Genomic DNA, 22,475 nt, shown 5'->3' on the forward strand with positions numbered 1-22,475 from the left:
ATTTGGTGAATTGTAAGCGAATACATTCAAAGGGGGTAATTGTTATTCTTACATTTTTAGGAGTGTCGATGGTTGTTGTCTTTACGTATCTGATCATGGCGAAAAAGCTGTCGCCGGTGGCGGCATTGGTCGTGGTGCCGATTGTCTTTGCGCTGATCGGCGGGTTCTGGTCGGGGCTTGGCGGCATGATGATGGATGGGTTGAAGCAGGTGGCGCCGTCTGCGGCGTTATTGCTGTTCGCGATTTTGTTCTTTGGCATTCTGATCGATGCGGGCTTGTTTGATCCGCTGATCAATAAAGTCATGAAACTGGTGAAAGGGGACCCGGTGAAAATCGCACTGGGCACAGCCGTCATTGCAATGATTGCGTCTTTGGACGGCGACGGGACGACGACGCATATGATCACCATCTCAGCGATGCTCGCGCTTTACCTGCGCTTGGGAATGAATCCCTTGGTGCTGGCGACCATCTCGGTATTATCGGTCAGTATCGTCAGCGGCATGACGCCGTGGGGCGGGCCGGCTACACGGGCCATCGCCTCGCTTGGCCTCGATGCCAATGAATTCTTCATTCCGATCCTGCCGACGATGCTGGCGGGGATGCTCAGCATTCTGGGCGTCGCGTATCTGATGGGCAAAAAAGAGCGGGCACGGCTTGGCATCATATCTGTGGAGAAGATTCCGGCCGGTTCGGAAAGCATGCTGCAAGTAGCGGCTACCCACGCGCTGGAAACCGACTTGAAGCGGCCGAAACTGATCTGGGTCAACCTGGTGTTGGCTGTCACCATTATGACGGTCCTGGTGATGGGCTTGTTACCGGCTCCGATCAGCTTCCTCATCGGGTTCGTCCTGGCTGCGGCGATCAACTACCCGAATTTGGACCTGCAAAAAGAACGGATTCTGGCGCATTCCGGAAATGCCATTACCGTGGTCGTGCTGGTGTTTGCAGCCGGGATCTTCTCGGGCATCTTTTCCGGAACGCAGATGGTCGATGCGATCTCCAATTCGCTGATCTCCATCATTCCGGCGTCCGTCGGTTCGTACTATCCGCTGGTGGTGGCGATCACGAGCATGCCGTTCACGTTTGCGCTTTCGAATGACGCCTATTATTTCGGCGTCCTGCCGATCCTGGCAGAAGCGGGAGCCGCATACGGCGTCAGCCCGCTGGAAATTGCCCGGGCGTCTGTTCTGGGCCAGCCGATCCACTTCCTGAGCCCGCTGGTCGCTTCAACGCTGCTGGTTGCCGGCATGGTGCAGAAGGACATCGGCGAACTGCAGAAGTTCGCATTCAAATGGGCATTTATCTGCTGTCTCGCCATCATCGCGGTGGCGTTCATCACAGGAGCGATCTAACACGAAAAGGGATTCCGCCAAGAATGGCGGAATCCCTTTTACTGTTCGCTGTCGAGGATGAACTGCGTAATGAGTTTGGCCAGTTTCATGACCGTATGGAGGCGCGTGTCGTTCAAAAACTGGGAGCTCGGCAGCGGGTCGAGGTAATTGACGATGCCTTGGAAGTGATAGTCGCCCACTTCCGGAAGCATTTTCTCAAGCGCCTTTCCCGGTACCAGCGGGCCTTCGTTGAACAGCACATCGCCCACCTGCTCTTTTGTGCCGAGGCTCGCGTCAATGCTGATGACGAGCGGGTTGCTGTTTTTCTTGTGGATGTCCTTCAAGGCGGTTTTCAAGTTAAAGGCATGGACCGGTTCTTCCAAGGTGCCGTATACGGGATGTGAAACGCCGTTCTCCACCAGCATGCTGCCGATCAGCGGCCCGAGCGAATCCCCGATGTAGCGGTCTGAGCCGATGCACAGGAAAACCACCGCGCGCTGCTGCTCTTTCGCTTCTGAAAAGATGGCCTTCAGCTTCGCAATCAGCCCCGCCATTTCTGCGGTGCCGGTCTCTTCGTTGAAATGCAAGGGCGCTTTGACTGGCACCTGCAGATGTGAATTTTTATATTTGCGAAAAGTATGCATGAACCCATACCACCTTCGAGTGTATTTACCATAGAATCCTGCCTTCATTATAGCGTTAGCACCGGGAGGATTGGAAGAAAATAGCGTTTCTTTCTGGAGGCAAAAGAGATGGGCTTCTATGATAAATAAAAACTATATAAAACTTTGTTTTAGATAAAATTCCTTTATGACAAATGATAGTTTTTTTCAATTTTATTTTCTGACAATTACCGCCTATCATGAAAGCAAGAAGACTTTTAAGGAGGAATCATGATGGCAGAGAAGATATATGATGTAGTGGTGGTAGGCGCGGGGAATGCAGCGCTTTGTGCGGCGATTTCCGCGCATGAATCCGGAGCAGAAGTGCTGGTGCTGGAAAAAGGGCCGAAAGAGAAAAGAGGCGGCAACTCGTTCTTCACGGACGGCGCGATCCGCTTCGCCTATAACGGGCTGGAGTCCATCAAGGAAATCGTCAATATCTCGGAACAAGAAGCGGAAAAGATCGAGATGCCGAATTACGGCGAGGAAGATTACTACAACGACCTCATGCGGGTGACCGGCAACCGGAGCGAGCCGGGCCTTGCGCGCCAGCTGGTATCGAAGTCGTTTGAAACGATCGCCTGGATGAAAGACAACGACATCACGTTTGAACTGATCTACGACAACCAGTCGTTCGAGAAAGACGGCAAGCGGCATTTCTGGGGCGGGCTGCCGGTCAAGACGGCCGCCAAAGGCGTCGGATTGATCAAGCAATTGAACGAACGCGCCGCGAAGCTCGGCATCGAGGTCTGGTACGAAGCGGCGGCAACCGGTCTGCAAAAAGAAGCGGGCCGGATCACCGGCATCACAGTCAACCGCCAAGGCGAGGAGCTGGCGGTAGAAACGAACGCGGTGGTGCTCGCGTGCGGCGGCTTTGAAGCGAACAAGAAAATGCGGATGGAGCATTTGGGCGAAGAATGGGAAGCGGCCATTGTGAGAGGGACGGAATTCAATACGGGCGACGGGCTTTCGATGGCCGTGGCAGCGGGCGCCGCGACGTTCGGCCAGTGGTCCGGCTGCCACTCGATCGGCACGGACTACAACGCGCCGAAAGTCGGCGATTTTACCAAACCGGGCGACATCTTCAAAAAGCATTCGTATCCGCTCGGCATCATGCTGAACAAGGACGGCAAGCGCTTTGTCGACGAAGGCGCGGATCTGCGGAATTACACGTATGCCAAATACGGCCGCGAAATCCTGAAGCAGCCGGACCAGATGGCGGTCCAGATCTACGACGCCCAGGTCCGGCATCTGCTCCGGAAAGAATACGATCTGGAAGAGGCATCGGAATACAAAGCGGACACGCTTGAAGAACTGATTGCGCAATTGCCGGTCGATGGGGAGCAGTTTTTGGCGACGATCCAGGAATACAACGCGGCTGTCCAAGAAGGCGAATACAGCCCGAACGAGAAAGACGGCAAAGGCACACGGGGCATCACGCCGCCGAAATCGAACTGGGCATTGAAGATCGAACAAGGCCCGTTCTATGCATATCCCGTTACGTGCGGCGTCACGTTCTCGTTCGGCGGGCTGCACGTGAATCCTGACGGTGAAGTATTAGACGAAGGCGGACAGGCGATCGACGGACTGTTCGCAGCAGGCGAAATGATCGGCGGCATTTTCTACGACAACTACCCAGGCGGATCCGGATTGATGTCCGGTGCCGTCTTCGGAAAAATCGCCGGCGCGACCGCGGCATCCCGTTCAAAGCAAGCGAAGGTGAATGCATAAAGAAGAGACAAGTTGAAACCCCCGGCTTCAAATCAGCCGGGGGTTTTGTCTTTTCTATAAAATCCTACTACATAGAAGGGCCATCCGATGCTCCCGGTTCACCAGGAGCGGAAGACTGGATCAGAAAGTCGATGAAGTTCTGGACCGCCGGATACAGGACGTCCGTTTCTTTGTAGATCAGCCAGGTGGGCCGGTCGAGCGGCTGCCCGTTTTGGTCCCGCAAAATCACCTTGTGGAGGTCCGACATGTCCGTGACGGCAAGCTCCGGCACGATGGCGTAGCCGAGGCCTCGAGAGACGAGCTTCGTGCACGTTTCGATATTGTCGATCTCCATATTGATGGTAGGCGGCTGCGAGTAATTGCTGTACCACCAGCCGTCCATCATCTGCTGGAGTTTCGGGTCGGTATTGAAGACGATCCGCGGCTCTTTCGGGAGGTTCGGCAAGTTGATGGGATCCTTCGAAATGATGCACAGGTTTTCCCGGTTCAGCAGCACCTTGTTGCTCTGCCAGTAGATGTCGCCTCGCACGATTCCGAGGACGATATTGTCCTGTTCCATCTCCTTCAGCACTTCATAGCTCCAGCCGGTGAAGACCTTGAACTGGACGTTGCTGTATGTGTCGGAAAACTCCTTCAAGACGTCAGGCAGGATGAAGCGGGCATAATTGCTCGATACGCCTAGGCGGATCATGCCAGCGAACTCCTCGCTCGTGTTGAGCAGGTAATCCTTCGTTTGCTGGAGCTTCATCAGCATTTCCTTGGCGTACTGCACGACGTATTCGCCTTGGGGCGTGAACTTGATGCCTTTCTTATGGCGCCAGATGAGGCGCACGCCGACTTCCTCCTCCAACTGGTTCAGCCGGTACGTGATCGCCGGCTGCGAAGTGAAGAGCTTGTTCGCCGCTTTCGTGATGTTCTTTTCCTCATAGATCGTCGTAATGATCAACCAGTCTTTTTCATCCATCGCAAGCAACTCCTTAACCGAATTATACTACATCCGGAAAGCCCTTATTTCCACAATTCCCACTTTTAAAGAGGTATAATGGAGGGCAGTAGAAATAGGCGGCCAAAAGCAGGCGCCTTAGCAAACAGGGGGAAAGACGATGAACAAAAAAGAACTGATCCAGGCCGTCTCACATAAAAGCAAACTGACCAAGGACCAAGCGGGCAAGGTCGTCAACGAGATTCTGGCTGGCATCTCCCAAGCTCTGGCAGACGGGCGGGAAGTGAAGATCAACGACTTCGGTGCTTTCCAGATAGCCGAGAAAAAAGAGCGCAAAGGCCGCAACCCTCAGACCGGGGAAGAAATCAGTATTCCGGCTTCCAAGACGCCGCAATTCAAAGCCGCAAAAGTATTGAAGGATTTCATAAACCAGCGCGACTTTATCGAGAAGTTTCTTGAAACCGGGAAAGTGACGGAAGAAGAGGCGCGTGTGCTGCGATACGTTGTGGAAGAAAGCCAAAAGGCGGGAGACGATAACCCGAATAAAATCATCGAAACAGAGAAGATCTCCCAGGATTTGAATATAGCTTTCAAAGATGCGGAGAAGACCGTCAACCGCTTGATCGGCAAACGCATTTTGAACACGGAAGTGTATACGAGCCGGATTGACAGTGTGTTTTTGAGAGGGAATTACAGAAAGTATCTATAAGTAATCAAGGTTTTCAACATAAAGAAAGGGGTTTTCCATCCAACGGAAAGCCCCTTTCTTTATTTAGAATGAAATTAGTATACGCTCGAACAATGTTTTTTTTCAGCAATCAAAATTTTTTTTCAAAAAACTGGATTGGCGCAGCACTAATGGTGGTATAAAATAAGAACAGGTGTTCTTATTTTTAAGGGGTGGCTATGATGAAGACATTAGATCTGCCGGAACGCGTCATCGCCTGTTTGGACATGCGCAGTTTTTACGCAAGCTGCGCGGCGATCGACGCGGGACTCGACCCGATGGAAGCGCATATTGCAGTGGTCGGCAACCAGGAGCGCAAAGGAAGTGTCGTCCTGGCGGCTTCGCCCCGGATGAAAAAGGACTTCGGCGTCCGGACCGGTACCCGGCTCTTTGAGATTCCGGGAGACCCGCGGATCCGTCTTCTGGAGCCGAAAATGGAATTCTTCCTGAAAGTCTCGATGGCAATCACCGAGCTGCTGGGGGAGTATGTCCCAAGAGAAGCCGTGCACGTCTACAGCGTGGACGAGAGCTTTATCGAACTGACGCATGTCCAGAAGCTTTGGGGCGGGCCGGAGGCCATCATCCGGCACATCCAGGATGCCTTGATCCGCCAGTTCGGGCTGCCGTCGGCGGTCGGGGTGGGGCCGAACATGCTGCTCGCAAAGCTCGCCCTCGATTTGGAAGCGAAGAAGAAAGGCTATGCCGCGTGGGGCTATGAAGACGTCCCGGCGAAACTCTGGCCGGTCGCGCCCCTCAGCAAGATGTGGGGCATTGCGTCGCGGACGGAACACACCTTGAACGGCATGGGCATCTTTTCGGTCGGGGACCTGGCTGCGGCGGATGTGGCGCAGCTCGAGCAGCAGTTTGGCATCATGGGCCATCAGCTCTTTCAGCACGCGAACGGCATCGACCTGTCGGAACTCGGGGCGCCGCTCGTTGAAGGGCAGGTCAGCTACGGCAAAGGGCAGATCCTGTACCGGGATTACATAGAAGTGGAAGACATCATGACGATCATCCTGGAGATGTGCGAGGCGGTGGCGATGCGCGCACGGCAGGCAGGGCGCGCCGGACGGACGATCCAGTTGGGTGTCGGCTACAGCAAGACCGCGTTCGGCGGCGGCTTTTCCCGGTCGCGCTCGATCCATGAGGCAACGAACGAAACCATGCAAATCTACCGGGTCTGTCAGGAGCTTTTCCACGAACACTACATCGGCAAGCCGGTTCGGCAGATCTCTCTGTCCATCAGCAACCTCGAAGAGGAGTCGTCGATGCAGCTGAGCTTGTTCGAGGCGCGCAAGTGGGAGAACCGGAAGCTCGGCGCTGCCATGGACAACATCCGGAACCGATACGGGTACGCGGCAATCTACCGGGCGGTGTCGGGGACGGAAGCGGGGACCGCAATCGCACGGACTCGTTTGATCGGCGGACATAAGAAATGACGACATAAAAAGCCGAGCGAAGTCTGCTCGGCTTTAGAACATTGATAAAATAGATATTGTTATTAGAAGGATAAGAGAGTGAATTAATAAAAGGAATAGTTAAAAAAATAGTAGTGGGATACAACGAAATACGAAAAATAGTTAAACTAAGCTGTCGCAAAAAAAGAACTAGAAAGCAGCTTTTAATTTTTATTATAATTTTTGAGTTTTACCATCGATATAGAACAATATGGCGTAAGCGATATTTATAACGAATCTTGCTTCATTTTCCCCTAAAATATCATCGGTTGGGTGAGCATATACATATTTATTTCGAACGTCATTTATATTTTCAAGGAACTTACTGATTGCATTTACTGTTTGATTTATCGGTTTTTGAGAATCTTTCACATCGACATTGAAATTCGGATGATCTGTTTTCATTTTTGACCACACGTCCTGAATTTTCACTAATTCAGAATCAAATGTAATTCCCTCTTCTTTGCAAAGGTCTTTTAAATAATAGTGAATAGCCGAGTGAGTTCGATCAACAGCAGTAGAGTAAGAGTGGTTAGTGATTAATGTTTTTGCTTGTTCTAAAGTACTTCGAACGAATTCTTTATCGTGCTTTAAATTATCAAATTCAAATATTTCTCCTTTTAACATATCGACAAGCTGAATCAATATTTCACGAAGCTCTTCTTTTTTCTTAAAATCTCTTTCTGAAAAAGTTATATATGAACTTTCGAGTTGATCTTCAAAATAAGAGGTAGGGTATCTTTCGAGAATACCTTGAATGATTTTGGCTTGAACATTAACTTCCGATTCCGTCAGTATTTTCTCGAACCGATTCTTTGCTGTGCCGAAGTAACTTTCACCAAAAGGCTCAATATCTAATTCATTATCAATATAAAATTGCTCTAGCTTTCTGTAAGTGAAATCTCCTAAATATCCGCCTTCTCCACCGATGAAAGTCATTATTTTTTGTATGTCCATTCTTTTTAATTTAGTCATTTTAAATATCCCCCATAGTTCATTTTGATTTAAATAAATTATACCTGTTACTTCAAGTGGTTTTAGAACAAACTTCAGATTTGTCTAAAGGACTGTTCATAATTTCTATAGCTGCTGAAAGAAGCAGGTGAATAATTTACAACATCTCGCTACACCAGTCGATAACAAGAAAGTGTACTTATCGGATCATTGGATGTAAGATAGAAAAATTTATCATTATCACTTAGTTTTCTTTTTATGATTTTTAAAAGCTTTTAGTATTAGAGGATTATCCATAGAAAAAACATTTAAATAAATCATCAAAAGTATCGATTTTAATGCGAACCATCACGTTTAACTGGTCAAACGTGATGGTTGCCACATTAAAACGTCTAGTAATATAGAAACAGATAAGTAAAGATGAATCCTTGAATCCTTGGTGAATATGTAACAATTTACTAATAAATGATAATATAAAAAAAAGCCTCTTAACGGGCTCTTATTAAAATGCGCAGTGTTCTTAGCTTTTCTAATGATAGATGTAATTATTATTTATAATTTGGTTTTAAATTGGTGCTTTACTTGAACAAGGAGTAAAGCTTTTTCCTTCTTCAGCTAATGCAACGATTGGAGGTGTACGATGGACTGTATCATTTGTGGGAAACAAGTAGTAAATGAAAACAATCGGTTGCAAAAGAAAGTGAAAGATTATCTGAGAACAGCCAGCGAACTAGATGTAAAGCATCAATGGATTAAACAATGGAAAATCTGTTATGACTGTAGTGAATCGTATACGAATGACAATCTTATAGATGATTCTGAAGTTCTACAAAAAATAGAGGAACAGAAAAAGCGTAAGAAACAACTAGGAAAAGCATTACGTCATAAAAGAGAACAAGAGCCTTTGGCAGAATTACGAGATTATTACATCGAGAGATATATTGATTATGCTACGTGTAAAGCAGAGCAAAAAGGTCAACATATAGTTAAACCACCACCCTTGAGAAACAGTCGACAATACGATGCCGCCTATATTGCATATGTGAAAAGCAGTGAATCTACCGCTGTGTTGATTGTGCGGGATATTGTAAAGGATGTAGACACAAAGGGAAAATGGATTGATGTAAGGCATATGGAGAAGCGATTTTTGTCTCATTCTGAGGGGGATTTTTCTTTTATCATTGTAGAATTATTTTCGAGAAAACAAAAACCAACTTATCCGAAGAAAATGGCAGAAGAGACGAATTTGGATTACAAAAGTCGTATAGCGTATATCACATGGCAAACCGCAACGGCTGACATACATGATCAGCGAACTCAAGGGATAAAAGGAGACGTATATATCGTGTTGCCCTGTCTAAAGAACGAACATGAGAGCACGTATGATAAGCATTATATCGTATGGGATCATTCGCATCTTCACTTTAAGCGCGTTAGAGAAAGCAATCAATATGTAAATGTTTTGAAGCCGCCTATATGGGGATATGATATCGTTGCTACAAAAAAAATAAATCATCAACAGCTGCGTTATATTGAAAAAAACTTGTATCAAATCATTGGCAAAACCCATAAAAAAAGGGCCGTTACTCTTTCCATTTTTAGCCCGCAAAAGAAAAAAGAGACTGCATCAAAATCGAAAAGGGAGCTAAAAGGAGAAAGGGATAGGAAAAACTGATCCACGTCCCGTTTAAAGAACAGTTTATAAAAAAGTACCCTGCGGCTAGGCTGCAATTAGATGACTTCGGTATTCTGCCGGAGTCATCTTTTTTTAGTTTCCCTAAATGATTTAAACATGGTCAACAGAGGATTATTGTTAGCTATAGGAGCACCAAAAAAAGCATGGAGAAATGCACTCATGAAGGAAGCTGTGATATAAAGAGCGAAATTATCATATACTGATTTTAAGAAGAACTAAGAAAGGTAAGGTGAAGTTATGTCACTCTCTGTTGTAACTAGCATGGCAAATAAGGGAAAACGAAATTTTACTTTGCACTGGAATTCTATTGAATTCAAGTATCAGGATAGCCTCTATATTTCAAATTTAATTACAGAAGATGAATTTTATTTCTACAATATACAGATCAAAATTTCGGAAGATTTATTTGAAAACCAATCATCAGTTATAGTAGAAGCAAGTAAAAATCGTTTAAAAGTTATTCAAAATACTAAGGGAGATTATGAGTTAACATCGAAATTTAAATTGCCAATAAGTAAAAGTGAATATAAAAAGCAACTTTTATCAGAAGAAGAATTCGAATTTAGTTTTCACGCAAAATATAAAGGTCCTCTTAATAAAGTTGAGCACTACAATGATCTTATGAAAAGAATTAAAAAAGCAGAAAAAAATAGAAAAGGATATTCAGACAGACCTATCAAAGTATTTTTAGGTGGATCGCCGGGTTCAAAATAAAAAATAGTGAAGGTTTTCGATTCGTACAAGATGCAATAAAATATAAAAACCTCCTGTATCTTTGAACTGAGCCCTTATTAACGGACAGTCCAATAAAAGCTCGAATCGGAAATTTTTTATTGGAAATCCATAACTGTGGCGAAGATGCGCTGAGGATTGAATTTATATCAGTGAGGCGTTTTTGGAATGAATAAAGAAGTATGTGAGCCCGCAAATGTCTGCAAAACAAAGAATGCCCACCTAGACAACGGGTGAGCATTCTTTGGCTGCTTTACTGACATTAAAAATTGCATTAGTAATGGCAGATTCTAAGCTAAGAACTAAATGCTTTCAGTTCAAGTGTACTCCACCGGCAAGGTTGATTTCTGTTTCCGGCGGTAAACTACCATTGATAATAAAACACTGCATTCATATAAAAACAGCAGTGGGATAATAACAAGGATGTCTGAAAGTAAATCTGGCGGCGTAATCAGCACAGCGGTTACAATCAAAACAAAATATGAATACTTTCTGGCTTTTTGCAAACGGTAAGGATTCAGCACCCCGAGACTTGTTAAAAACATAATGACAACAGGAAGTTCAAATAGAAAACCGAAGGGCAGGATCATATGAATTAAAAAACGAAAGTATTTCTCTGTCGTGAAAAATTCCATGAACATGCCTTCTGACAGCGATAATAAGAATTGAAACACTAACGGGAAAATGACGAAATAACCAAAAGAAATACCGCCGATAAAAAGAAAAAATAGGGCTGGTATATAAGCCAATGTTACTTTCTTCTCTTTTTCGGATAATGCAGGCCGTACAAATAGCCAAATCTGATGGGCGGCAATTGGGATCGTACCAGCCAATGCAATCACAGCTGCAAGCATTAAATAAACCCACAGAATATCACTTGGACCAAGAACTGCCAATTTTATTGATAAATCTTGGATCAACCAAAGATAAATATTCTTTACATAGATTAAAGCCAAAGTTACTAATAACATAAAACAGCCGACGATAATAATCAAGCGTTTCCGCAATTCACTTAAGTGGTCCACAAGATCCATCTTTTGGATATCCATTACATCACCTCTAAAAAAGAAGATGAAAGCATGGGAGCTACCTGCATCTTCTAATGTCTATTATTTATTTAAACTGCTTTTCCTTTTTCTGCTTCATCTTTGTCTTTGTTTGGCTCATCATCGGATACCAGCTCACGTGTTGATTTTTTAAACTCTTTTAGTGTCGTTCCAAATGCGCGGCCAATTTCAGGCAGCTTGGATGGGCCGAAAATAATTAATGCAATGACAAGCAAAAGAATCAAACCAGGTATTCCTATATTCTGTATCATTTAGTAACCTCCATTGTTTTAATAGCTCGTTTTCTTTGATGAAAAAAGATGTAAACCATACAAAGCGTTAGCTTACATCTTTTTTTATGACATCCTGTAAAACAATTTAACTCATTTTTACCCCATGTCTTTCAAATGCGGCTGCTTCTAGAACGGACATTCCTTGCGCTTCGGCAGCCTTGGCCACTTTTTCTGAAACTTGCGGTGCAAGGTGCGCAGGAGCAGCATAAGACATTTCCCTTGCGCGCGCAGAGTTTCTGCGCTGGAACGGTCCCCAAATGGCAAAGGTTTTGCCTGGGCTTTGGATGTTGACGAAAAGTGTGTGTCCATCTGGCGAGAAGGTTGGACCGCATAATTCAGAGTCGCTTAGGCGGTTAGCGGCAAAAGGATAAACTTTGCCTTCCGGGGTAATTCCCATAATGCGATCCTGGCCGGAACCATCCTCTGCATACCAAAGGTCCCCCCATGGCGTACAGCAGATATTATCCGGATATTCCATTTCTCTTGCATCATTTCCCTCATAGAAAAGCTCCAATGTATTCGTATGAGGAACATAGCGATAAATGCGTCCAAGTTTTTTGTCCCCGGCAGAGGTGTCGTCGAACCAGAACACACCCTCTTGGAAGAACGCCCCCTCGAGTCTGCTGAATTCGATGCATTTTTGTGCCTTTGCGTCCTCACGGCATAAATGAGGATCTAGTTCCTTCCAAACAATATTGAATGTTTGTCCTGTTTTAAATGTGCTTGCTGATGGATCCGTTACTGCTTCAATTGCCGCTGCATATAGTTTGCCGCCTTTTTGCAACGAACCCGGTTTTTGGCTCAAGTCATTTGGAATAAAACGGTAAAGGTAACTCGGATTTGAATCTTCGGTTAAGTATACATATCCTGTCGAAGGATCAATGGCACACGCCTCGTGAGAGAAACGCCCCATTTCCTTGATTGGCGTTTTGGACAAATCGTTTTCCGGCTGCTGTGGATCTACTTCAAATACATATCCGTGTGTTTCGGTGCGTGTTTCTTCACAAGTCAACCAAGTTCCCCAAGGTGTTGCTCCTCCAGCACAATTTCGGATGGTTCCTGAAGATGCAACATATTCTTTCGTGACATTGCGATTTGGACCTACAACTAGAGCGGTTGTACCACCATTAGCATTCGCATCGTAAGGATTGCTTCCAAATGCCGGACCTCCCGGTAATTCATGATTGCGAACCAGAATGGTGGTATTATTAGGTCCTTCGAAAGCTGCCATTCCATCAAAGGCTCCAGGAATCTTCGTTCCATCGGTCATCAGGTCGCCTTCTCTGGAAATGATTTCATAGTGAAAGCCTTTTGGAAGATCAAGAATACCCTTCGGATCCGGCACTAAAGGGCCGTACCCGCCAAATCCGCTCGTTGGATTAACACTGGAATCCGCAAGTGTCTTTGAACCGAGGCCAATTACACCAGTCGAACCAATAGTAAGGGCAAGTGCACCCATTCCTCCCGCTTTTAAGAAATCTCTTCTGTTCAAACCGTTTTTGGAATTTGCATTTGTCATACTGTATCTCTCCAATACTATGTATTTTTGAATCTATTAATAGAGTAGAGGGAAATTATTAAGAGGAAACTTGAATTTTATAAAGATTGTGTAAAAAAATCTGGAAAATGTAAGGAGTCTATTTGATTCTACATTCTAATCGTCTTAAGTTGTCTCGTTTGTATTAAGTAACTTAAAACTGAGCTGCCAATGCAATTGAAGTCTTGTGAATGCGGTTGTCCCGTTCCAATAACGAATGGACGCGGTTATCGTGTGAATGGTAAGCAACAAAGATGTTCACCATAAAGAAAGGCCTTTCCATTCAACGGAAAGACCTTTCTTTATTAGAATAAAATTAGTATATGTTTAAGCTATGTTGAATGTTTTTCTTGTTTCTTTGTCCGAATTTCCTTAAGCCATTTCCTGTACTTCCGCTCATCGGGCTCCCAATCCTGAATCACAACCTGCAGCTTCAGCAATTCCTTCATGTACCAATAGATTTCGGCAGAAAAAATGCCATCACTGCCTTCAAGCCGGTAATAGTCCCAAAACGGTTCCAGCGTTTCGTCCAGCCATTCAATCAAATCGGGCTTTTTCGGGTAGCCGAAATAAACGCTTTTGTGCAAATCGTCCTCGTAATGCAGCAGCCAATCGCTGTAAAAACGCCTCATGGATTCGTAATCATCAATGTACGGATGCTCGAAATCATCTGGTCCGTCTCCAAACTCCTCGAAACAATCGTCGCTACAAAAAACATTCCCTACACTGTCTACTCGCCGCTCGATCTTTGGTTTCTTTTTGCATACTTTGCATCGTTTCATTTTATCCCTCCTATGTGAATGCTAGTTAAACATATACATAGGTTTATATAAAAATTGATATTTTAGTGGTAGGTTAAACTTATATTAGCAAAAGAATTTAAATAATTAATGCAGAAAAGGCTCTCAAGTGGCTTGAAAATATAAATTAATTTTTTACTAGCAAAGACGTAAATAGAATTAAAGCATTGTATTAAAATAGTTGTGGAATTAATAATTACTTTTAGATGTTTGTTCTTTACTTTCGTTTATGAAATTTTTGATGAGCAGTATGCTTCCTTCAAAATCATTCTTAAAATCATGCTCCCAAATCCTCATAATATGCCATTGTTTTTTCAAATAATAATCAGTTACTTCTTTATCTCTTTCAACATTTCTGTTTAATTTTGCTTCCCAAAATTCTTTGTTGTTCTTAGGCCTATTTCCATGGACGGGACAAGAGTGCCAAAAGCAGGAGTCGATAAAAATTACGATTTTATATTTCTTGATAGCAAAATCTGGTTTTCCATAAAGTGATTTAACATTTCGACGTATACGGAAACCTTTCGCCCATAACGCTTTTGAAATTCTATCTTCGAGCTTCGAAACTGAACGAATAGCACTCATATTTTTAGAACGTTGCTCTTTGGTAATTTTTTCGCTCATTCAAATACCTCCTAAAATACTATAAAATAATGACGTTGAAATTAAAGGTAATTATTTCAAATTTAATATATTAAGGTATAATTATTATAATAAGAATAAATTTATAAAGAAACTATTAAAGGGGTTTTGACATGAGCAACTATTCTCAACCAAAATATGATTACATTTTAAACATGATAGAAAAAATGCGGATAAATGATAGAAGTTGGGATCAAATTAAATATGGTGGAGGTAGTAAAATTGAGGATCTAGAAAAATTTATTGATATGCAAAAGATGGTAGGAGCTTTTTCAAATGATATTACAAAAGAATTATGGCTTGATAGAGTATCTTGGGCAAAAAATACAGAAGAGCAGCAAATTCAGTTAGAAAGAAGTTCTGATCGAACAATCATTCTTTCAGAAAATGCGGACAGCGATGCTGAAGTGCCATTGAACCCTAAATCTTCATGGCAATTATATAAAAATAAGTTGAAAGAAGAGAATTGGTCCATAGAATCTATTAACGAAATTGAGAAGTCTACGATTAACCTTTTAAGAAAATTAAATCCTGATACAGCGGAAGCTGAAGCGGTAAAGGGGTTAGTTATAGGGAACGTGCAATCCGGGAAAACTGCAAATATGGCTGGACTTATGGCTATGGCAGCAGATCATGGATGGAACATGTTCATAATTCTTTCGGGTTTAATCGAGAACCTAAGGAAGCAAACTGAAGAACGATTATTTAGTGACCTTAACCATCCTGGGATGTTTAGTTGGCAAGCATTGGATAATCCTTCTAAAAAAACTCCTCTATCAAAGCATACTCAATTTTTACATTTACAGAGTAAGGACCGAGAGAGATATTTAACAGTTTGTTTAAAACATAAAAGCAGATTGGAAAATCTGATTAAATGGTTAACTGCCGATAAAATAAAACATAAACAAATGAAGATATTGGTAATTGAAGATGAAGCCGACCAAGCAGGTATAAATACTTTAGATATTGAGTCTGAAGAAAGAGCGAAGATAAATAGTTTGATTGTGGAGCTGGTGAACGGAAAACCAAATGCTCAATCAAAACCTCGGTCAATGAACTATATAAGCTATACAGCAACTCCGTATGCGAATGTTTTAAATGAGACTTCTAAAGAATCCTTATATCCTAAAGATTTTATCGGTATATTAAAAACTCCCAAAGAATACTTTGGGCCCAAAGAAATTTTTGGGTTATATGAGACCGATGATTATCCAGGGTTAGATATTATTCGAGATATATCTGATATTGAATTAGATCAATTAATTGAAGTCCATAAAGATTTGTCAGATGATCTTCCTGAAGCAATGAAAAAATCAATTTTATGGTTTTACTGTGCAGCTGCTGCACAGCGGTATTTGAAATATCAAAAACCGGTAAGCATGCTTATACACACAAGTCAGGTACAAAATCATCACAAAAAAGTAGCAGAATCAATTGATGGATGGTTAGACTCTTTGTCTACAGAAGAGTTCTTAAAAAAATGTAAGGATATCTATTCATATGAAACTCAAAAATTTACACTAGAAGATTTTCGTAGTGGTTATCCTAAATACGGAGTTAAAAACTCTGATATTAAAAATTATCCTAAATTTGATGAAATTATTGAAGGAATTAGAGAGTTGAAAGAAAAAAGATCTCATATAGAACTCGATCAAAAAGGAGATCTTAACTATCACAAGGGAGTCCATTTATGCATTGATAACTGCGCGAATAATGGAGTTAATGATGAAAATCAATTTGTGCGACTAGCTTATCCTAAAAAAGGAATATCAAAGTTAGAATCTAATGCCCCTGCATTTATTGTAATTGGAGGAAGTACTTTATCTCGTGGATTGACGATTGAAGGTTTAGTAAGTACATTCTTTCTTCGGTCAACTAAACAAGGTGACACATTGATGCAAATGGGAAGATGGTTTGGGTACCGGAAAGGATACGAGCTTCTACCTCGTATTTGGATGACAGAAGATACACAGAATAAATTTAGATTCTTGGCCTCTTTGGAACATGAAATGAGAGAAGATTTTCATCCTTTTGTTGAATTAGGAATGCGCCCTGAAGAATATGGTCCTCATATTAAAAATTCACCAGAATTATCCTGGCTTAGAATTACAGCTAAAAACAGAATGCAAAGTGCGATAGAAACTAATTTGGATTTTTCCGGAGTCTCCAGCCAAACAGTAGTTTTCAAAAATGATAAAAATACATTAGAGAATAATATACAAGTAGCTGAGCAATTTATTGAAAGATTAGGACCAAGCGCTTTAACTTATGATAAATCCGGGTTATTGTGGAAAGATATTGAGTTTGATGAAATTAAGCAACATTTTTTTGATAAGTTTATATTTGAAAACTCACATGTGTTTGATCAAATAGATGGATTTTCTGAATGGTATAAAAAAGTTGAGAAAGAAGAAGGGTTTACTGGATGGAATATCTTAGTTGTTGGTAAAGGAAAAGTGGACGAAAATCGCAATGGATGGAAAATAAATGGTCATCAAATAGGGAAAGTTCAACGTACGAGAAAGGGAAAATATTCAGTTGAAGGTGATAAGGTTAGTGTAGGAGTTCTAAGAAATCCTTCAGATCTTTATAAAGATATGAGCTTGAAAGAGTTGGAAAGAGCAGGTGCAAACTTTAAGGATCTTAAGGCGGATAATTTATCTGTTCATAATATCAGGAAAAAAGCAGGTTTGGACAAAACTGCTCAACTCATTATATATCGAATCGACAAAGATTCTTCAGTAAGAAATTCAACCGGTAATAAAAGTGAAAGATATGATTTGGAATTTGACGAAGACATTATTGGTGTGAGTGTATTGGTTCCTGGTAAGCGTAACAAGAGCTTGGCGAAAAAGTTAACCGTACATTTAAAAGCAACATCAGAGAAAGAAGCAGAAATCGGAGAGGAAGAACTATGAAGATTGAGGTAGCTAAGCATGAAAGAATGGCAGAAAGAGGGAGTTCGTTGCTGAAATTATTGCAAAACAATGATACTCCCTTGTTAGATCTGCTAATAAGAGAATCGGTGCAGAATAGTTTGGATGCTGCATTACAAAAATATGATTCTGTAACTGTAGATGTAGGAACAAAAGAATTTAATAGTGATTTATTAATTCGGCATTTAGAAGGAATTCAAACAGGACTTAATAAGCGCTTTGGAGGAAAGAATGCTAAGGCTCTTTATATTTCAGATACAAATACAGTAGGGTTAACAGGTCCTTTTTACGCAGAGGAAGTAGAGGATAATAATTACGGAAACTTACAAAAATTAGTTTATGAGATCAGTATACCCCAACAAAAATCTGGAGCTGGAGGTTCTTGGGGATTGGGCAAAACAGTCTATTTTCGATTTGGTATTGGATTAGTTTTTTATTACTCCAGGATACTGAAAGAGGATGGGAATTATGAAGAGCGATTAGCAGCTACTATGGTTGAGGATGAAAAAAGCGAAGATGCTATTTTGCCATCAAAAGATAATAAACCAAAAAGGGGAATCGCTTGGTGGGGGCAAATTTCTAAGGATGAAGGAACTGTACCAATAACAGATTCTGAAGAAATCAAAGAAATCCTTAATACCTTTTCGATTGAAAATTTTAGAGATCAAGAGACCGGGACTAAAATCATCATTCCGTTCATTGATGAAAATAAACTACTCCCTAAAGAGGATTTATGGTGGAATAGTTCTATCGAAGAATACTTTAAAGTGAGTTTTCAAAGATGGTATGGGACCCGTATTGATAATCCTCTTTATCCATATGGCAGTTGGTTAAACGCTCATGTAAATGGTAAGCAAATTACCTTTAACGAAATGGAACCTTTGTTTCAAATTATACAGGTTTTATATAATGGGGCATTAAGTATAAAGAAAGAAAAAGAAAAAGAAAGCGTGGATCAGCGCTTTAAGTTTAATTTCAATATTAGTGAGATAAATTTGCGCGGGGATTTTAAAAATACCTCTGGAGGCAATGCAGGGAAAGTAGCATTTTCTAAATTCACGCAAGAAAATCTTAAAATGCTTCCACCTGAAAATCGTTACAGTCCTTACACCTATATAAATTCAGAAAATAACTCGGAAAATGGAAATCCTCCGATATTAGTCTACTTGAGAAAACCCGGTATGATAATTAATTATGAAACTGATGGTGCATGGTGTAATGATATACCAATGACTACTGAGAATGAATTTATAGTAGGAGTGTTTGTTCCAAACTCTGACAGTGAGTTCAAAAACGGACATATGGAAGAGTATGGGGTTTTGGAACAATACCTTAGAAGAAGTGAAAAAGCTGATCATACATCGTGGAAAGATCTGATAAGTTCAGAAAAAAGAATCACTGTAATATCGAGAATTCAAAATAATGTTGCTAAAGCTATAAGAGAAAAGTATATAGAAGATAAAGAAAAGGCCCAAAAAGGTAAAAGAAGTGCATTAAGCAAATCTCTAGCTAATAAATTGTTGCCACCACAGAACTTTGGGCGAAAACCAACGGATCCGCCTGGAAAGCCTGGGGGAACAACTAAAGGAAGAAAACTTACTAAAACTCAATTTCAAATCAAAGAACAACATATTGATAAACAAGGTATATTGAATCTCGAATTTGAAATTCAATCTCCTAAATTGCATAACTCTACTTTGGAGCTCGTAGTTCTATCTGAGAATGGGTTAATTAAAGGAGATACATGGGAAAGTGATAATGGCGTAGGTACGGACTTTCCTTTGGTACTTAAAGAAGTGAAAATTAGTAGCTTTGGGAGTATAGATCATAAAGAAAAAGAGACTCAAAGTTCTGAAGAAGATTTAACGTTGCCAATTAAATTAGTAAGAACAAAGAAGACAGGAATAGTATGTGGGATAGAGTACTCGAGTGGTCGAAGTAATGGTTTATTAAGCGGAGTTTTAAAAGTAGAAAGAAAAGATCCTTTTATTCAGCCCTCGATTTCTCTTTCATCAGTAGGGGTGGATAAAAATGACAAATGACTTAAAATTTTTTAAAGAATTAGATGAAAAGCTATTTATGAAAATAGGATATCAAACTTCTGAAATGACTTTTTCCTATACTAAAGATGGTCAGAAGTTCAATTTGGAATTAGAAGAACAAGAAAGTTCATTAAATAACCAAACCATTTTCCTGGACGATAAGCAAGGGATTTGGGATCCTAATAAACATGATTTTACGATTCAGATGAATTATTCTTTGAATAATCCTGGTTTTCTTTTTAAAGAGAATGGTCTAGCGGATCCGGGTTCAACGATAGGAGTGGCATTGAGTTGGTATTCCAAGAGTTCAAGTCAAAGAGGGATTGAAAAAATAGGTTTAATAACTGCAAATATAATCGGCGCTTTTGAAGGAGAAATAAATCATACATTCAGTAAAAAGCAATTAATTGGTGAAGTAACTGTTGAAGTTATCCTATATTTAGAATCACCGTCAAGCGTTAAACAACCACATTACGCTGATCAAGCAGGAACCATTTTCGGACTGTTAGACAGTAGAGTTATTATCATTGATGGACAAGGTTCTGTTTTCCCAATAACAGAGGTTTACGCTCCAGAGCGCCCGCTTTGGTTTGTTACTTTTAATTTTACAGATCCTATGAGTGATCCATTTACAGAAGATTATATATGCATTAACTTAAATTCTGCTCATAGAAACTTCCACTTAATCAGCGGTAAAAAAGGTACATCAGACGGACCTTTATTAAGCGAAGTTATTGCTGGAGCGCTGCAAGTAATTATTCAAAAAGTAATGGAAGACTCTGAGAGTGAAAATATATTAAATGGAATTGGATTTGAAGATGGTACAATTGCACAGGCAGTGTATTACTTCCTTACAAACTTTGAATGGGATATCTCTTCTCCTGAAAGGCTTGCAGAGACTATTCGAAAAGATTGGGAAACGAGAATTGGGAGTGAATATGCTTAATGTTTAATTTAAGTAAGAAAGATGCTGCAGAACGCTTTAGATCACTGGAGATTTCTGGAATAGAAAGTTTTTCGCCTGATGACAACTACAGTGAACTCCATACAACTCTTTTAAGAAAATATAATGATATAAAAAAAATTGAGGGTACCAATCTTTATGAAAAAGACTTGCGATTTGCTATTTATTTATTTGAAAATTTAAATCGTAATTTGGATTTTTCAGAAAGAGATGCTTCAAGTGATGATAATTGGAGATATATATCATTAAACATTCTTGCAGATATTGTATATGATAGATGGGGTAGTTTTCATGAAGGAAGATTTTATAATGATTCAAGACGTATATGGCTTAAGACATTATGGTGGTATATTTTCTTGTCTTGGCAAGGAACTTCATCTGCCACATTTGAAATTTTAAGAAATAACACAACCGATGATTTGGTTCAAATGGTAGAGAGACCAGGGAATAAAGGATATCGTGTAGATTTATCCAGAGCTCTAATGAAACATTATAGTTTAATTGAAGGAACAAGCAGAAATAAACTGTTTCGAAAAGTTATGAAACTAAATACAGCACGCGTAAAAGTAATAGAACCTTCTTTGGTTCCAGGAGGAAATGAGCAATACGCAAAGGAGCTATTTGAATACTTTGACTAAAATTATAACTGAACAATTAGAAGTAGTTGATTTATTTTCAGGCTGTGGTGGATTGGCATTGGGTTTTCAGGAAGAAGGAATGCACATCATTAGCGGTATGGAATTAAATGAGGCGGCTGCTAATACTGCTTCTTATAATCTTCATTGGAAACATGGCATTGAGAATGAGCATTTGTGTGGCGATGTTACATTAACGGATGGCAGTGTTTTCTCGAATCATAACAATCCTATTGTAATAGGTGGCCCGCCTTGCCAAGCATATTCTATGATTGGAAGAGCCAAGCTTAATTCCTTAGGAGAAGAAAGAAGCGCATTTAATGACAGTAGAGGAGCTTTATTCCATGACTTCTTAAGAATTGCATTAGATCTAAATGCAAGAGCAGTAGTGATGGAGAATGTTCCTGAGTCAGTGAATTACAACGGAATAAATATTCCGGAAACAGTTTGTGAAATGTTGTCTGAAAATGGTTATGAAGCAATTTGGACTGTTTTAAATTCTGCTGATTTTGGAGTCCCGCAAACACGTGAAAGAGTTTTTGTAATGGCTGTAAAAAAAGAATTGGGGACTATAAATTTTATGCCCGCTCCTACTCATAAGAGACCTGATTCTTCATTTAAGACAATGACAGAAATGAGGTTTCCTAAATTTACTCAAACTAAGTATTTTAGAATGCCTCTAACGGCGAATTCAGACATGCCTAATTGGGTTACAGTAAATGAAGCGTTATCAGATTTACCGATTTTATTTCCATCCTCCAAATCTCTTTATAAACTGCATAAACCAGAGTTGACGCTTCCTTATCAATCCCCTCCGCAAAGTGATTATCAAATAAAAATGAGAAAAACTTCTCTTTTGAAAATGGAAGGCGTTAGTGGAAATGGTTTTAGAAATACAAAAAGAGATTTTAGGATTTTTGAAAAAATGAAGGTCAATGATAATTATAGAGATGCACATGATATAGCAATGAAAATACTTGCAAGTGAATGCATAAAAAAGGGGATTAAAGCAAAAACGCATCCGAATCAATATGAAGTTCTTAAAAAGAATATAGTACCTCCTTATTCTATTGAGAAATTTCTGACTAAGTGGAAGAAGCTTGATCCGGAGAAACCATCACATACAGTTGTGGCGCATTTAGGAACAGATACTTACAGTCATATTCATCCTTGGGAGCCTAGGGGTATTTCAGTTAGAGAAGCGGCAAGACTGCAGTCATTTCCAGATGATTTCTACTTCAATTGTTCTATGACAGAAGCATTTAAACAAATTGGCAATGCCGTACCTCCTTTGCTTTCAAAAGCTGTAGCATCAGCGTTAAGAAAAAATCTTGGAGAAAATTGAGG

General features: G+C 41.1%; 18 protein-coding genes and 1 pseudogene. 11 read left to right on the forward strand and 8 right to left on the reverse strand.

Annotated features, from left to right (window positions below):
• The first annotated feature begins 44 nt into the window (after positions 1-44).
• The gene (locus ACTL32_RS05180; protein WP_441340684.1) at positions 45-1,352 is read left to right on the forward strand and encodes a CitMHS family transporter; all 1,308 of its coding nucleotides are present in this window, start codon (positions 45-47) and stop codon (positions 1,350-1,352) included.
• 38 nt (positions 1,353-1,390) lie between these two features.
• Here the strand turns inward: ACTL32_RS05180 and yyaC are convergent, their stop codons facing one another.
• On the reverse strand, positions 1,391-1,975 hold the full coding sequence (gene yyaC / locus ACTL32_RS05185; protein WP_441340460.1) for a spore protease YyaC: 585 nt from the start codon (positions 1,973-1,975) through the stop codon (positions 1,391-1,393).
• 249 nt (positions 1,976-2,224) lie between these two features.
• Between yyaC and tcuA the strand changes: the two genes are divergently transcribed.
• On the forward strand, positions 2,225-3,724 hold the full coding sequence (tcuA, locus tag ACTL32_RS05190; protein ID WP_441340461.1) for an FAD-dependent tricarballylate dehydrogenase TcuA: 1,500 nt from the start codon (positions 2,225-2,227) through the stop codon (positions 3,722-3,724).
• Between the two features lie 67 nt (positions 3,725-3,791).
• Here tcuA and ACTL32_RS05195 read toward each other — a convergent pair whose 3' ends face one another.
• Positions 3,792-4,688 carry a LysR family transcriptional regulator gene (locus ACTL32_RS05195; RefSeq protein ID WP_441340462.1) on the reverse strand — a complete coding sequence of 299 codons (897 nt, stop codon included), beginning with the start codon at positions 4,686-4,688 and terminating at the stop codon, positions 3,792-3,794.
• 139 nt (positions 4,689-4,827) lie between these two features.
• Here ACTL32_RS05195 and ACTL32_RS05200 point away from each other — a divergent pair.
• Positions 4,828-5,094 (forward strand): annotated as a pseudogene (locus tag ACTL32_RS05200) (HU family DNA-binding protein); the annotation flags it as partial.
• Between the two features lie 482 nt (positions 5,095-5,576).
• Positions 5,577-6,833 carry a Y-family DNA polymerase gene (locus tag ACTL32_RS05205; protein WP_441340463.1) on the forward strand — a complete coding sequence of 419 codons (1,257 nt, stop codon included), beginning with the start codon at positions 5,577-5,579 and terminating at the stop codon, positions 6,831-6,833.
• Between the two features lie 192 nt (positions 6,834-7,025).
• Here ACTL32_RS05205 and ACTL32_RS05210 read toward each other — a convergent pair whose 3' ends face one another.
• Positions 7,026-7,826, reverse strand: coding sequence for an abortive infection family protein (locus tag ACTL32_RS05210; RefSeq protein ID WP_441340464.1), 801 nt, complete (start codon positions 7,824-7,826; stop codon positions 7,026-7,028).
• 619 nt (positions 7,827-8,445) lie between these two features.
• On the opposite strand from ACTL32_RS05210, the gene ACTL32_RS05215 reads away from it, so the two are divergent.
• Both ACTL32_RS05215 and ACTL32_RS05220 read left to right on the forward strand, forming a co-directional pair.
• Positions 8,446-9,480 (forward strand): hypothetical protein, encoded by a 1,035-nt coding sequence (locus ACTL32_RS05215; protein WP_441340465.1) that lies wholly within the window; start codon positions 8,446-8,448, stop codon positions 9,478-9,480.
• Between the two features lie 258 nt (positions 9,481-9,738).
• Positions 9,739-10,215 (forward strand): hypothetical protein, encoded by a 477-nt coding sequence (locus tag ACTL32_RS05220; RefSeq protein WP_441340466.1) that lies wholly within the window; start codon positions 9,739-9,741, stop codon positions 10,213-10,215.
• 335 nt (positions 10,216-10,550) lie between these two features.
• Here ACTL32_RS05220 and tatC read toward each other — a convergent pair whose 3' ends face one another.
• The 5 genes from tatC to ACTL32_RS05245 all read right to left on the reverse strand — a co-directional run bounded on the left by tatC (position 10,551) and on the right by ACTL32_RS05245 (position 14,533).
• Entirely contained in the window at positions 10,551-11,282 is a 732-nt protein-coding gene (tatC, locus tag ACTL32_RS05225) for a twin-arginine translocase subunit TatC (protein ID WP_441340467.1), read from the reverse strand.
• A 68-nt stretch (positions 11,283-11,350) separates the two neighbouring features.
• Entirely contained in the window at positions 11,351-11,551 is a 201-nt protein-coding gene (locus tag ACTL32_RS05230; RefSeq protein ID WP_441340468.1) for a twin-arginine translocase TatA/TatE family subunit, read from the reverse strand.
• Between the two features lie 106 nt (positions 11,552-11,657).
• Positions 11,658-13,091 (reverse strand): alkaline phosphatase PhoX, encoded by a 1,434-nt coding sequence (locus ACTL32_RS05235; RefSeq protein ID WP_441340469.1) that lies wholly within the window; start codon positions 13,089-13,091, stop codon positions 11,658-11,660.
• Between the two features lie 350 nt (positions 13,092-13,441).
• Positions 13,442-13,891, reverse strand: coding sequence for a hypothetical protein (locus ACTL32_RS05240; protein WP_441340470.1), 450 nt, complete (start codon positions 13,889-13,891; stop codon positions 13,442-13,444).
• 207 nt (positions 13,892-14,098) lie between these two features.
• Positions 14,099-14,533: a very short patch repair endonuclease gene (locus ACTL32_RS05245; RefSeq protein WP_441340471.1), complete on the reverse strand. Its 435-nt coding sequence runs from the start codon at positions 14,531-14,533 to the stop codon at positions 14,099-14,101.
• A 131-nt stretch (positions 14,534-14,664) separates the two neighbouring features.
• Here ACTL32_RS05245 and ACTL32_RS05250 point away from each other — a divergent pair, with 131 nt between their 5' ends.
• From ACTL32_RS05250 to ACTL32_RS05270, 5 genes are read left to right on the forward strand one after another with little or no spacing between them, the layout of a single operon-like run.
• The gene (locus ACTL32_RS05250) at positions 14,665-17,469 is read left to right on the forward strand and encodes a Z1 domain-containing protein (RefSeq protein WP_441340472.1); all 2,805 of its coding nucleotides are present in this window, start codon (positions 14,665-14,667) and stop codon (positions 17,467-17,469) included.
• On the forward strand, positions 17,466-19,529 hold the full coding sequence (locus ACTL32_RS05255; protein WP_441340473.1) for a hypothetical protein: 2,064 nt from the start codon (positions 17,466-17,468) through the stop codon (positions 19,527-19,529). The genes ACTL32_RS05250 and ACTL32_RS05255 overlap by 4 nt, the downstream gene beginning before the upstream one ends.
• Positions 19,519-20,475, forward strand: coding sequence for a hypothetical protein (locus ACTL32_RS05260; protein ID WP_441340474.1), 957 nt, complete (start codon positions 19,519-19,521; stop codon positions 20,473-20,475). Before ACTL32_RS05255 ends, ACTL32_RS05260 begins: the two co-directional genes overlap by 11 nt.
• On the forward strand, positions 20,475-21,131 hold the full coding sequence (locus tag ACTL32_RS05265; protein ID WP_441340475.1) for a hypothetical protein: 657 nt from the start codon (positions 20,475-20,477) through the stop codon (positions 21,129-21,131). The genes ACTL32_RS05260 and ACTL32_RS05265 overlap by 1 nt, the downstream gene beginning before the upstream one ends.
• Positions 21,091-22,473, forward strand: a complete 1,383-nt coding sequence (locus tag ACTL32_RS05270; RefSeq protein ID WP_441340476.1) for a DNA cytosine methyltransferase — start codon at positions 21,091-21,093, stop codon at positions 22,471-22,473. The genes ACTL32_RS05265 and ACTL32_RS05270 overlap by 41 nt, the downstream gene beginning before the upstream one ends.
• The last annotated feature ends 2 nt before the right edge of the window (positions 22,474-22,475 follow it).

Source organism: Planococcus sp. FY231025, assembly GCF_052078085.1.
Taxonomy (GTDB): Bacteria; Bacillota; Bacilli; order Bacillales_A; family Planococcaceae; genus Planococcus.

Coding starts and splice junctions, on each gene's coding strand:
- yyaC (WP_441340460.1), bottom strand. CDS start 1,975: ATGCATACTTTTCGCAAATATAAAAATTCACATCTGCAGGTGCCAGTC.
- tcuA (WP_441340461.1), top strand. CDS start 2,225: ATGATGGCAGAGAAGATATATGATGTAGTGGTGGTAGGCGCGGGGAAT.
- ACTL32_RS05195 (WP_441340462.1), bottom strand. CDS start 4,688: ATGGATGAAAAAGACTGGTTGATCATTACGACGATCTATGAGGAAAAG.
- ACTL32_RS05205 (WP_441340463.1), top strand. CDS start 5,577: ATGAAGACATTAGATCTGCCGGAACGCGTCATCGCCTGTTTGGACATG.
- ACTL32_RS05210 (WP_441340464.1), bottom strand. CDS start 7,826: ATGACTAAATTAAAAAGAATGGACATACAAAAAATAATGACTTTCATC.
- ACTL32_RS05215 (WP_441340465.1), top strand. CDS start 8,446: ATGGACTGTATCATTTGTGGGAAACAAGTAGTAAATGAAAACAATCGG.
- ACTL32_RS05220 (WP_441340466.1), top strand. CDS start 9,739: ATGTCACTCTCTGTTGTAACTAGCATGGCAAATAAGGGAAAACGAAAT.
- tatC (WP_441340467.1), bottom strand. CDS start 11,282: ATGGATATCCAAAAGATGGATCTTGTGGACCACTTAAGTGAATTGCGG.
- ACTL32_RS05230 (WP_441340468.1), bottom strand. CDS start 11,551: ATGATACAGAATATAGGAATACCTGGTTTGATTCTTTTGCTTGTCATT.
- ACTL32_RS05235 (WP_441340469.1), bottom strand. CDS start 13,091: ATGACAAATGCAAATTCCAAAAACGGTTTGAACAGAAGAGATTTCTTA.
- ACTL32_RS05240 (WP_441340470.1), bottom strand. CDS start 13,891: ATGAAACGATGCAAAGTATGCAAAAAGAAACCAAAGATCGAGCGGCGA.
- ACTL32_RS05245 (WP_441340471.1), bottom strand. CDS start 14,533: ATGAGCGAAAAAATTACCAAAGAGCAACGTTCTAAAAATATGAGTGCT.
- ACTL32_RS05250 (WP_441340472.1), top strand. CDS start 14,665: ATGAGCAACTATTCTCAACCAAAATATGATTACATTTTAAACATGATA.
- ACTL32_RS05255 (WP_441340473.1), top strand. CDS start 17,466: ATGAAGATTGAGGTAGCTAAGCATGAAAGAATGGCAGAAAGAGGGAGT.
- ACTL32_RS05260 (WP_441340474.1), top strand. CDS start 19,519: ATGACAAATGACTTAAAATTTTTTAAAGAATTAGATGAAAAGCTATTT.
- ACTL32_RS05265 (WP_441340475.1), top strand. CDS start 20,475: ATGTTTAATTTAAGTAAGAAAGATGCTGCAGAACGCTTTAGATCACTG.
- ACTL32_RS05270 (WP_441340476.1), top strand. CDS start 21,091: ATGAGCAATACGCAAAGGAGCTATTTGAATACTTTGACTAAAATTATA.